The 12,958-nt window shown below is 42.7% G+C and carries 8 protein-coding genes and 1 pseudogene; 6 read left to right on the top strand and 3 right to left on the bottom strand.

Going from position 1 to position 12,958, the window contains the following annotated elements; translation table 11 throughout:
- Window positions 1-121: 121 nt before the first annotated feature.
- Both H5185_RS17940 and cysZ read right to left on the bottom strand, forming a co-directional pair.
- Window positions 122-2,455, bottom strand: coding sequence for a carbohydrate binding family 9 domain-containing protein (locus H5185_RS17940; protein WP_182742770.1), 2,334 nt, complete (start codon window positions 2,453-2,455; stop codon window positions 122-124).
- Between the two features lie 326 nt (window positions 2,456-2,781).
- Window positions 2,782-3,555, bottom strand: a complete 774-nt coding sequence (gene cysZ, locus H5185_RS17935; protein ID WP_182742769.1) for a sulfate transporter CysZ — start codon at window positions 3,553-3,555, stop codon at window positions 2,782-2,784.
- A 160-nt stretch (window positions 3,556-3,715) separates the two neighbouring features.
- On the opposite strand from cysZ, the gene H5185_RS17930 reads away from it, so the two are divergent.
- The 6 genes from H5185_RS17930 (at window position 3,716) to H5185_RS17905 (ending at window position 12,863) form a co-directional block, all read left to right on the top strand.
- Window positions 3,716-7,150: a chromosome segregation protein SMC gene (locus H5185_RS17930; protein WP_182742768.1), complete on the top strand. Its 3,435-nt coding sequence runs from the start codon at window positions 3,716-3,718 to the stop codon at window positions 7,148-7,150.
- Between the two features lie 20 nt (window positions 7,151-7,170).
- Complete coding sequence (gene zipA / locus H5185_RS17925; protein WP_182742767.1) at window positions 7,171-8,223, top strand: cell division protein ZipA; 1,053 nt, start codon at window positions 7,171-7,173, stop codon at window positions 8,221-8,223.
- 101 nt (window positions 8,224-8,324) lie between these two features.
- Window positions 8,325-10,337 carry an NAD-dependent DNA ligase LigA gene (ligA, locus tag H5185_RS17920; RefSeq protein ID WP_182742766.1) on the top strand — a complete coding sequence of 671 codons (2,013 nt, stop codon included), beginning with the start codon at window positions 8,325-8,327 and terminating at the stop codon, window positions 10,335-10,337.
- 66 nt (window positions 10,338-10,403) lie between these two features.
- A complete protein-coding gene (locus H5185_RS17915) occupies window positions 10,404-10,925 on the top strand; it encodes a DUF2919 domain-containing protein (protein ID WP_182742765.1) in 522 nt (173 codons plus the stop codon).
- A gap of 153 nt (window positions 10,926-11,078) precedes the next feature.
- Entirely contained in the window at window positions 11,079-12,278 is a 1,200-nt protein-coding gene (locus H5185_RS17910) for an HD-GYP domain-containing protein (protein ID WP_124016122.1), read from the top strand.
- A gap of 27 nt (window positions 12,279-12,305) precedes the next feature.
- Window positions 12,306-12,863, top strand: coding sequence for an NAD(P)H-binding protein (locus H5185_RS17905; protein ID WP_259396252.1), 558 nt, complete (start codon window positions 12,306-12,308; stop codon window positions 12,861-12,863).
- On the opposite strand, the pseudogene H5185_RS23470 reads toward H5185_RS17905, so the two are convergent.
- Window positions 12,813-12,958: pseudogene (locus tag H5185_RS23470) on the bottom strand (SDR family NAD(P)-dependent oxidoreductase); the annotation flags it as partial. The gene H5185_RS17905 and the pseudogene H5185_RS23470 sit on opposite strands and share 51 nt — an antisense overlap.

The raw sequence follows: 12,958 nt of genomic DNA, 5'->3' as shown, positions 1-12,958 counted from the left end.
CCGTTGATACTGAGTATCAACGGCCTTATTGCGTCTACAGTAACTTGCTTGGTGCTGGGAGTATTTCGTCATGGCAGAAATCTATCGCATTAGCTTACCCGTCACGGTTTTGTGATTAATGCTACAGTAACCAAGCGTAGCTGACTTTCATAAAGTAGGTCTTTTCGTCTTGGGTTAATGAATCAATGTCATCATTAGCAATAAAGGCATCTGAGTAACCGAGATAGAATACGCTTTGGGGGTTGAGTTTATAGCCATACAGTAATTCATTACCCATATCTTGATAAAGTGAATCAGGGCGTTGGTAGCGGTATAAATCAGGATCGCGCTCAATACGCGTGTACACACTGCTAAGGCGGATAAAACTGTTTAGCGTCAGCTGCCAATTTAGGCGAACGTCACTGAGATTGGCTGTAAATAAACGTCCATCGTCAACGTCTAATACCTGGTAACGATGCGAGATATCCAGCACAAGAGATTCGGTTAGTTTCCATTCCACACCTGGATTGAACATGGTAATTGTTGCCGGACGATCGTTGGCAAAATCAATATCATCGCCATAGTTTACATCCAGCTCGAGTTTGAGTGAACCAATGGGTGTGAAGTTAGTGTAAAACCAGCCTAAGGTTTCTTCAAACATGGTGGTATTGCCATCAATGTTGATGATGCTTGGATTATGACGCCGACCCACTCGTTCACGTTGTACGATACCTGAGGCGATATAGCTTTGTAGACCACCTTCGAATTCAACAAGCATTTCTGTTTCTTGTTCCAAACGCTCATTATCTTGGCTATGGCTAATATCCCAGTCGCCACCAAATGTTATTTTGCTGAAGAAGTTATTTTCTGGGTACCAAATATAGCCGCCGCCAGCAACAAACTTGCTCACATCGACTTTATCAATGAATCCCAAATCGGCCCTAAAATCGCGGCCAATAGATTGGTATTGTGTGTTGGCATACCAATTACGGCGTTCATGCTTGTAAGTGATGCTGTACATAGCATCACTAAATTCACCGTCTTTACGAGTACGAAGCACGCGCTCATTTATCGCACAATCTCCTCGGTCACAATCAAGTTGGTTTTGGCTACAATTATCGCCGCCACAAAACTGATTAAATAGCGCATCAGGATAGGCGGTTTGTGAGTGGGCATATTGAGCCGTCAATGTATCTTGCTTTGTCGGTTGATACTTGATGTCGGCGCTAGCGACATAGTTATGGTATTCATTCGCCTGCTTCAACGTCACTAAACCACCGACTGAAAATTGCTTACTAGGATCGAAACGATATCGGGTTGCTATGTTATGGCTTGGCTCGTCGATAACGGCAATGTCTGAGCTTAAATTACCGGGCACTAAAAACTGACTTTGGACATCATTGGCTGCCAGTATTGCAAATGTATGGTCGTCGGTTTTGCTCGTGAGTTTTAAGCCATAATCTGGCGAACTAATATTACGGGTGTGCAATAAATCCAGTTGAGTATCAAAGTAATCTTTATTATCGAGAAAAAAAGCACGTTTTTCTGGAAAAAACAGCGCAAAGGTGTTGTTAACATCAAGCTGGCCAGCATCGGCTTCTACTTGAGAAAAGTCAGGGTTGAGGGTGGCATTTAACAATGTAGTCGGGGTGATTCCCCAACGTAAATCAACTCCAATATCAACATTATTTTCATCATTCCAAGGTTGGGATTGACTGACATCTCTTTGCTGACTTTGGTTAGCAACAATCGATGGTGTGAGCTGTAAATCTTTACCTTGAGTGGCACCTGCTAGGCCTGATGCCGTACCTAATTGGCATAACTGACATGATACATTGCGGTCAATTTGGTGGGTGGATAAACGATGGGTTTCATTGCGAGGGTAAAAGCGGATCAGCTCAATGCCCCAGGTTTGGATAGGGTTAGTACCATCAAAATTAAATAATCTTAATGGCAGCTGCACTTCAACTTGAAAGCCGTTCGCGGTGAGCCTGCCTTCGCTATACCAAATACCGTCCCAGGCATCACTTTCTTGGCCTGTGAGTTCATTTTCAATGGAATCACTTTGGACGCCATAAGGATTAATAAAAAATTGATACGCTAAACGAGCATTGTTGAAGGTATCCAGTTTAATCCCCACCATGTCATCGCCCCAGGATTTATCGCGGTCACGTAAGTTGACTCGAATATTATCGGGATTAGGGTCTTGGGCAGTAAATGCAAAATATAGGCTGGTGTTTGACGCATATACCTTGACCTTAGTACTGACTGGCGCGGCAGTGTTTTCTCCAGGAGAAGTTTCGTAATTAAGCATCACTTCAGTGGCTTGTTGCCATGCTGCTTCATTAAAGTCGCCATCAAGTACTATATCTTCATTGATGGTCGGAATGTCGAGGTGAAATTGTTGGCTGGAACCTGCAAGTGCAGTGAAGGATAGAAAGCTGCTCAACATTAACCCGCAAGCAAGGTTATTCATTTGGCGTAAACGGTTGATTGGACGCGGGCTCTTAGCTGAGGTTAACAAGTTGGTCACAGGTACTCTTTGATATTTTTGTTATTTGCGCCATTATCTCAAAAAACCTATTAAAGCGGAGGTTTGGCCCGTGTTAAAATTACCGATAAATTGTTACCAAGTGTTAAATCTTGATGGTAAATATAATAAAAAGCCCGCTGCTAAGCATCGGGCTGAGGGAGTATCAAGTCGATCTATTCTCCAATGACGCCTTACTCATAAATCATCTCTGAAGGTATGCCATTAGACTGTTAGATTAGTATTTATTCATCGAGGCCAATAACAGCCGATTAATCCGGAGCGATAATATTGTTTTTGTAGGCTTGACGATATTTATCTACCCACATCGCGGTTGCGCCGCAAATGGCTACAGGCATAACGATAAAGTTAACAATAGGGATCATCGAAAATAAGGTCACCGATGCCCCGAAACTGTAGCTTGAACCTTTAGTGTTCTTAAGAGCAAACTTCATATCATCAAAACTGACTTTGTGGTTGTCAAAAGGATAGTCACAATATTGAATCGCCATCATCCAAGCGGTAAATAAAAACCATAAAATAGGTGCAGCTGTTTGACCAATGACCGGCACCCAAAACAACACTAAAAATAATAATGCTCTGGGTAAATAGTATTTCAGTTTGATCCATTCTCGGCCTAACACACGGGGCAAATCTTTCACCATATCGACAGATGTGCCGGTATTTAAATTTTTACCTGTTAAGTGTTGTTCAACCTTTTCGGCCAATAAGCCATTAAAGGGAGCTGCCAGCCAGTTCATCACTGAGCTGAATATAAATGACATGACCACTAACATGGTTAACAAGGCTAATGGCCACAAGAAAAAATGTAACCAACTTAAGTATTCAGGCAGTTGGCCATTCATCCAATCGAATAGCTCAGTCAATTGGCCCAAGGCAAAATACATTGCCCCAGCAAACAGCAGTAAATTTATCATTAACGGGATAAACACAAACGAGCGTAACCCCGGCTGTTTAATTAATTGAAAGCCTTGCATAAAATAATTTACACCGCTCTTTTTAACGGTCTGAGTGTTGTTTACCATTTAACGCGCCTTTTTTATGACTCATAACATTGATTTTGACCAGCCAGAGACAATAAAACAAGTGATAAACAGGATCAATAGGATAAAAATCGTTACAAAATGCGGCTCAATTGCTAAAGTGAACTGCTTTTTCCTTTTAATGCGTACCTGAACTGGCAACATGAGATTAAAACAAATAAAACTTGCTGGATTTAAGTCGTTTGTAGACCCAACAAAAATCCCATTTGATAATGCCTTATCGGCCATTATTGGCCCTAACGGCTGCGGCAAATCCAATGTGATTGATGCTGTACGCTGGGTGCTGGGGGAAAGTAGTGCCAAGCATTTACGTGGCGATTCGATGACCGATGTTATTTTTAACGGTTCATCTTCGCGCAAGCCTATTTCGGTGGCAGGGGTAGAGCTTGTATTTGAAAATACCCAAGGACGACTTACTGGTCAGTACGCTAGTTATCAAGAAATATCGGTTAAGCGCCAAGTCAACCGCGATAGTGAATCAAGTTACTTTTTAAATGGTCAAAAGTGTCGTCGCAAAGACATTACCGACTTATTTATGGGGACCGGTCTTGGGCCACGAAGCTACGCAATTATCGAACAGGGGACGATTTCACGTTTAATTGAATCTAAACCTCAAGAGTTGAGAGTATTTATTGAAGAAGCCGCCGGTATTTCGCGTTATAAAGAACGCCGCCGTGAAACTGAAAATCGGATTCGTCATACCCGTGAAAACCTTGAACGTTTAAATGATATTCGGGTTGAGCTCGGCGCTCAGTTAGATAAATTATCGCAACAAGCTAAAGCGGCGTTGCGCTATCGCGAATTAAAACACAGCGAACGCCAGTTACATAGCCAGCTCCTCGTTATGCGCTATCAACAACTATTACAGCAAACCGACAAGCTCGACACCGAAACGGCTGCAGGTGAACTGAGAGCTGAAGCGTTAGCCAAGAATGCCCAGCAGGGCGATACCAGTGTTATTCAGCTGAAACAGCAATTGGCTGAACTCAGTGATGCCGAACATAAACTGGTTGAACAGTATTACCAAGCTGGCAATACCACCACCAAGCTTGAGCAACAGCTTGCGCATCAACAGCAACAAGATAACCAGCTGCAACAACAAATTCAGTCGTTACAACAGCAAGTTGAGCAAGCTGAGGAACATATTGTTAGGATGACTGACGTTCACCAGCAGTTAATTGAACAAGTGAATACTCATCAACCCGCTTATGATCAGGCAAACCAGGCGCTTGAGCAGATCGATGAGCAGGTGTTTGCTATTGAAGAAGCTTGTGATGATCAGCAACGCCAGCTAACCCAGTATGCCGAAACCTTGGCGAGCAATAAAATGCAGTTGGCACTGAGTCAATCAACCCTCAGTCATCAACAGCAAAGTGTTCGGCAAGACGAGCAGCGTTTATCTCAATCTCAAAGCGAATTCGCTGCTTTGGCACAACAGAATAACCATCAAGAATTGCAACTCAGTGAGACCGAATTAGCCAAATTTGATCAACAACTTACTGATAAACAGCTGCAGCACAGTCAACTTAAATTGACCTTAGTTGAACAGCAGCAAGCTGTGACTGAAGTAAGCGAAACCTATCAAAAACTCAAGCAATCGGTGACTCATCATCATTCGCGCTTGCAGTTTATCGACGAGCTACTGGCTGAGCACACTCAAGATGAGGGTCAACAATTATGGCAAGTGATTGAGGTGGTGCCCGGCTGGGAAAAAGCGGTCGATAAAGTCTTACAAGGGTTAAGTCAGTTACCTATTTTAGCTGATGACATAACGTCCTTGGTAGATGAAACCAGCCCAATCGTGGGGTTTGAACAGCAAGAAACCGTGGCTTATCCTGCTTTGACCACGCCGGTGAATTTAGCGCCTTGGTTACAACACGTGGTGTGGGCGACGAGTATGGCTGAAGCCAAAGTGTTATTGCCGACATTAGCCCCCGAACAATATATTGCCACCCAAGAAGGTTTTTTGATTGGCCACGGTTTTGTGCTTAATCATACTCAGTCAGGGCAATCAGCTATTGTGCTCAGCCAAGAGCGCTTAAGTTTAAGTCAGCAACTAGCAGAACTTGAGCAACAGCAGGTATCGTCTCAACACTCACTGACATCGTTAACTCAACGGGCCGCAACCACTCAGCTAGAACTGAATCAATGCCAACAAGCCTGTCATCAGTTACAAATAGAGCAGACAAAACTGCACTCTTTGGTCACGAGTTTAACTCAGCAAGTTGCTGATAAACGTCAAAAGCAACAACAATATAGTCAGACTATTGACCAACTTACTCAGCAAATAGATGATAAACACATACAAGTTGATGCGTTTGAAGAGCAGATCCTTATTCAAGAAGAAGCATTGTTACAGGCAATGAATCAACACGAGCTGGCCCAACAAGCTTGGCAAACGAGTCAAGCTAAGCTTCGAGAAACCAAAGCTATTCGCTCTGATGCTGCCAATCGTGTTAAGCACCAGCAAGCACAAGTGCAACAGCATGTCACTGAACAAGCATTGAGCGAGCAAAAATTAAAGCAAAAGCATGAAAAAAAGACTGAATTAATCAACCAATTGACTCAGTTACAACAAATGTTACTCGACAATCAGCAGCAACGCGGTCAACATGATTTGAGCCAACTTTCAACTCAGTTAGCTCAAGTACTCGAGCAGCAGCAAGCTCTGCAGCAGCAATTACAGCATAATCGTTCTCAACAAGCAGAGCTGCAAACCAGCTTAGACAGTTTAGTATTGATGCAAAAACAACAGCTTGTAGTGCTACAGGACTTGACTCAAAAGATAAGCGCGTTAAAGTTACGTCGTGAAGGTTTAAAAGGGCAGGCCAATGGTCAGCTGCAATTACTCCAAGAACAGCAAATCCAGCTGCAACAAGTGATTGCCGACATGCCAGAGCAGGCATCTATTGACGCTTGGTCGCAACAGCTTGAAAAAGTGAAACAGAACATTTTACGTCTTGGTGCCATCAACCTTGCAGCCATTGAAGAATTTGAATCGCAACGAGAGAGAAAAGCGTATTTAGACAGTCAGGATGACGACTTAAATAAAGGATTAGCGATATTAGAAGACGCTATCCGTAAGATAGATAAAGAAACCCGCAGTCGTTTTAAAGCAACATTTGAAACGGTAAATCATGATTTAGGTCTGCTATTTCCTAAAGTCTTTGGTGGCGGAAAAGCGTACTTGGCATTAACGGGTGATGACCTTCTCGAAACGGGGGTTACCATCATGGCGCAGCCGCCAGGTAAGAAGAATAGCACCATACATTTACTTAGTGGTGGAGAAAAAGCGTTAACCGCTTTATCATTGGTCTTTGCCATTTTTAGACTGAATCCAGCACCCTTTTGTATGCTAGATGAAGTTGATGCACCTTTGGATGACGCCAACGTCGAACGTTTTTGTCGGTTACTGAAAGAAATGTCACAAAGTGTGCAATTTATTTATATCAGTCATAATAAAATAACAATGGAAATGGCTGATCAACTTATTGGCGTTACTATGCATGAACCTGGCGTTTCAAGAATAGTCGCAGTGGACATTGAAGCCGCAGTCGCCATGGCTGACGCGGTATAAATTAGGAAGACAGGGAATCTATGAAAGATCTACAACTGGTGTTATTCGTATTAGGCGCAATCGCAATCATTGCGGTGTTAGTGCACGGTTTTTGGTCGATTCGTAAGCAACAACCTAAGTCAATGAAACAAAGTCCTATGGCTGGGTTTTATAAAGAACAAGCTAAACGTATCGACTCTGACGGTTTTGATGCCGATGGTATTGGCCCGGTGCGCGTGCGTAAACCTGGCGAGGTTGAAGAGACGGTCATTAAGCCGATATTAAAAACTAATTTAAGCCAAAAGCCTCATTCAAGTGATGCAAAGCTTTCCAACACACCCTTGCAAGACTCGCTCCGTCAGCCCGCGATTAAGCCATCTGAGCCTAGCCATGCTGAAGCTAAAACTGCGCAACCAACACAACAGACATTGTTTGTTGAAGATGATCTTCAAGCTGCTGTGACGCCAAGCGTATCAATGAATACGCCTAAAAAGATATTTAATCCTTCAACCAGTACAGCCAAGTTAGAAAGCTATACCGGTAAGCCTCTGGCAGCCAAAGCCGAACCCCATAAAGCAACGCAAATGGCAGAGCCAACACCTGCCGCTGAGATTAATCCTGAGGTTACGTTAGACAATAACGCTAATTCAACTCAGGCAGCTGATGCCCCGGCTGATGAACCGCTAGAGCCGACCGATGTATTAGTACTGCATATCGTGGCAAAAGAAGGTGAACAAATTCAGGGCGCTGAATTATTACCAAGTTTGTTATCGCTTAATTTTAAATTTGGTGACATGGATATTTTTCATCGTCACATTGATAACGCTGGTACAGGTAAAGTACTGTTTTCACTTGCCAACATGTTAAAGCCAGGCGTGTTTGATCCAGATGAAATGGAGCAGTTTGTGACTCAAGGTGTGGTGTTATTTATGACCTTACCTGGATACGGCGATCCAATGATGAACTTTACCATTATGTTGAACTCGGCTTATCAAATTGCCGACGATCTCAATGCACAATTACTAGATGGACAACGTCAACCTTGGACCGATGGGACCAAAAAAGAGTATTTACGACGACTTAATGCGGCGTAGGTTGATGTTTTTATTAAGGCCGCAGCAGCGGCCTTAATTGTTTTATACCTATTCATTTTTATAAGAAAATCACGGTTACAACTCGTATTACGGATACCACAATGCACGCTATTCAAACTGAAATGGATCAACTCACTCATACTATTAATCAGCATAATATTCGTTATTACGTTGATGATGCTCCGTCAATTCCCGATGCTGAATACGATAGACTAATTAAGCGCTTAACTGAGCTAGAGCAAGAGTATCCGCAATTTAAGTCAGTTGATTCACCGACACAGCGAGTCGGTGGTATGGCCCTACAAAAGTTTGCTCAAATTACCCACCTTAAACCAATGCTAAGCCTTGATAATGCTTTTGAACAAGCCGACTTTGCTGCCTTTAACAAGCGTATCACTGATAAAGTCGATAGCGTTGATTATGTCTGCGAACCCAAACTCGATGGTCTCGCGGTGAGTATTACTTATCGTTTGGGTCTGTTTGAGCGAGCAGCAACACGGGGTGACGGCAGTGTCGGTGAAGACATTACTGAAAATGTGCGCACTATCCGTTCCATTCCTCTTAGATTACGTGGTGAAGGATTTCCCGATCTTGTTGAGGTGCGTGGTGAAGTGTTTATGCCTAAAGCGGCGTTTGAGGCATTAAACCAACGTCAAATCAGCAAAGGCGACAAAGTGTTTGTGAATCCGCGTAATGCGGCTGCAGGGAGTTTACGCCAGTTAGACAGTAAAATTACCGCTGCACGCGCACTAGGGTTTTATGCTTATGCACTCGGTGTGGTTGAAGGTGAATCACAACCGATGCAAACCACTCATTTTGGCCAGTTAACACAGCTAAAACAATGGGGGATACCGGTTAGCAATGAAGTGAAAGTGACTGAGTCATTGGAGCAAGTGTACGCCTATTATGCTGACATTATGGCCAGACGCACTGCACTTGAATATGAAATCGATGGCGTAGTCATCAAGGTTAACGACATTGCTAAGCAGCAAACTCTTGGTTTTGTCGCTAAAGCCCCTCGATGGGCCATAGCCTATAAATTTCCTGCTCAAGAAGAAATGACCTTGCTTGAGTCGGTCGACTTTCAGGTCGGCAGAACTGGCGCCGTGACCCCGGTAGCCCGTCTAAAACCGATATTTGTTGGTGGCGTTACGGTATCAAATGCTACCTTGCATAATGCAGATGAAATCGCTCGCCTTGGGGTTAAGATTGGCGACACTGTGATCATTCGCCGCGCTGGCGACGTTATCCCACAAATTGTTGCGATAGTCCCAGAGCAGCGCCCTGATGATGCCCGAGATATTGTGTTCCCACTGCATTGTCCTGTTTGCCAAAGTATTGTTGAGCGTTTAGAGGGCGAAGCCGTTGCGCGTTGCAGTGGTGGACTATTTTGTGAAGCGCAACGTAAAGAAGCGATCAAGCATTTTGCCTCGCGTAAAGCGTTAAATATTGATGGTATGGGCGATAAAATTGTCGAGCAACTTATTGATAAAGAATTAGTTAAAACCCCTGCCGATTTATTTACCCTAACGGCTTCTGCGGTGACCATGTTAGATCGCATGGCAATGAAGTCGGCGACCAATATCGTGGCGGCAATTAAAGATGCTAAGACCACTACCTTGGCGCGTTTTTTATATAGCCTAGGTATTCGAGAAGTCGGTGAAGCAACCGCAGCTAATTTGGCACAACACTTCGCTGATTTTGAACTAATCCGCACTGCCAGTGTGGAACAGTTACTTGAGGTGGCAGATGTTGGTGACATTGTTGCAAAGCACATTCGTCAATTTTTTGCTCAGCCACACAACATCGAAGTAATACAACAATTGCTCGCTGCCGGTATTACTTGGCCGTTTATAGAACAAGCCGATGAGTCACAATTAAGCCTAAAAGGTCAAACATGGGTATTAACTGGCACATTGACTCAACTTAATCGTAATGATGCTAAAGCCCAATTACAGGCCTTAGGTGCAAAAGTGGCCGGCAGTGTGTCTAAGAATACCGATTGTGTTGTTGCTGGTGAAGCTGCTGGCTCTAAGCTTGCTAAAGCACAGGAGTTGGGGGTTAAGGTCATCGACGAGCAAGGTTTGCTGGATTTACTCAATGGATCAAACTAACCGAACTGATATTGATATTAGTAAAGATGTTTTATTTATACTTGTGACAGCCGATAAGAGGCTATTGTGAATTTTAGTAATATTACTTGGCTTGATGATCGCGGTCATATTAAACCACCGTTGTTTTTGTATTTAATCTTAGTTTTTTTAGCCCGCGGTTGGTGTATTTTTATCGCCTCACTCACTCAGTTTAATGACCGCGCGGGTTTAGTTCGGTTGTTTTATCCTGAAAAAAGTGACTTTGTCTTAGCATTAATTGCTGGCGTTGGCGCCGTGTTGCTTTATGGACTTATTATTGCCGAACGAAAACGCAGTTGGCCGATACTCATTCCACTGTTTAAGAACAGTAGTTGGTTTTTATGGGCATTGCTTATCCTTGATGGCATATTTTTATTCCAGCGGATGATGCACGATGACTTTTTGTTTAAAATTGGCTATTCGATTGACGCACTTTTTCTTTTTTGGTCAGTGATTTATGTATTAAAGTCAAAACGATTATACTACTACTTTGCCGATTGGACTGAAGATGAGACCGAGGCGCAAGTTGCAACGTCATCAATAGATGAGAGTAAACAAGATACGAAATAATGTACGCCTAGGCATAAATGCACTATATTTGATCATCACCAAAGGTAAAGATGTAACACCTTGATACACATAACTCTATTTGTGAAAATGTCAGTGTAACAATGGCACTTTCATTACCGCCATCATTTGGCGAATGTGAAAAGGATCGATATTTTGGCTAAAGCAGAATTACTAAAAATACCTGTTTCGCAAATGGTGCTCGGGTTAACCGTTAAGCTGCCTTTATCTTGGACTAGCCATCCTTTTTTCCGCAGTAAAGTTAAGCTTGAAAAACAAGTCCAAATTGAGATGATAAAAGGTCTCGATTTGTCATACGTTTATGTGATTGAAGGTCATGATTTATTGCCGCAAATTGCAGAACCTGAAGACATCGAATTACCTGAAGAAGTGGTTGATGAAGAAATCGATTATCGGCCATTAGCAAAAAAGAGTATGCGCGTTAGCCAACAACATTTTCTTAAATCAGTTAATGATAGTCGAACCGTGTTTGGCAAAATCGTTAGCGATCCTGAAGGTGCTTATCGGGAAGCGGCCACTTTAGTCGAAGATTTAGTTGATCATTTGTATGAAAGCGAAACCCCTCATTTAACTTTAGTGGGCAGCGGTGAAACCGATATCAGCGTCACACAGCACGGTATTTCAGTGGCGGTTATTTCTATGCTGATTGCTCATACTTTATCACTGACTAAAAGTGAGGTGCGTGACATTGCATTAGGCAGTTTGTTTCATGATATCGGTAAACTCAAAGTGCCTGAAACCATTAGGCGCAAGCGGGGTGAATTAACCGATCACGAAAGTAACTTTTTGAAAATGCATCCTAACTTTGGTTATGACATTCTTAATCGAACCGGATTGTTTCCTGAAGCCATGCTGGATATTGTGCTGCATCATCACGAGTTTATTGATGGCAGTGGATTTCCTAATCATTTAACCGAAGCAAAAATTTTACAGACAACCCAAATAGTGTCTTTGGCCAATAGTTATGAAATCCTCTTACATCAACATCAGAGTCCACAAATTGCACTGGCCATATTATTTAAAACTCAAAGCAGTAAGCACAGTAACAATTTGATTTCGGTGTTAGTTAAAATATTAGGTATTTATCCACCAGGCACAATAGTGCGCTTAACCGACGATAATATTGCCAAGGTGATGATGACGACTACCGACGTCAAACAACCTCATGTATGGTCCTGCCATGACAGCGGTTCAGAGCCAAGCTTTCGATTTTTAATTGATGAAGATGTGCAAATAAAAGAAGTCATTAAGCTAGAAGACTTATCAGAAGGCGCGATTAAAACATTACAAGCCAACAGCCCAATCAGCTTTTATTTTAACCACTTCAATCACTAATACATCACTTAGTTACACTGAGAACACATGAATACAATTACCATTATCGGATGTGGTTGGTTTGGTTTCCCACTAGCCACACAGTTAGTTAAACAAGGTTTCAAGGTAAAAGCTTCAAAGCGTGATCCTGATGATTTAACTCAGTTACAGCAAGCGGGTATCGAGGCTTATCAACTCGATTTGGCCCATATTATTGCTGATGCAAAGCACTCATCTTTATTCGATGCCGATGCTATCGTGATTAATATACCGCCTGGACTAAGGCGCGGTGATACTGACTATCTTGCTTATTTAACTCAATTGAAAAACTTTATCGGTGAACGCCAATACCAAAAAGTGATTTTTATTAGTACGACAGGGGTTTATCCGTCGCTAGATCAAACCGTCACCGAACATGATGCGGCGGTATTTAATGATAGCAGTGATATTTTATTACAAGCAGAAGCGATATTTTCTGCAATGCAAAACAGCTGTATTGTGCGATTTTCAGGCTTAGTTGGACCCAAACGTCATCCTGGACGTTTTTTTGCGGGTAAAACCGATGTGAGTAGGATGCTCATTTGCAGTAAGATTATAAATAGCTGAGGTATCTTTACGTGACAAAATCAAGCTAACGGCAGCAATACAGTCATCTAAATGCACTAAATTTACCGCAACATTGGCACCACTCACATCGGTTT

Source organism: Shewanella sp. SG44-6 (assembly GCF_014164185.1).
Taxonomy (GTDB): domain Bacteria; phylum Pseudomonadota; class Gammaproteobacteria; order Enterobacterales; family Shewanellaceae; genus Shewanella; species Shewanella vesiculosa.
This window is presented reverse-complemented; position numbering and strand designations above follow the sequence as displayed.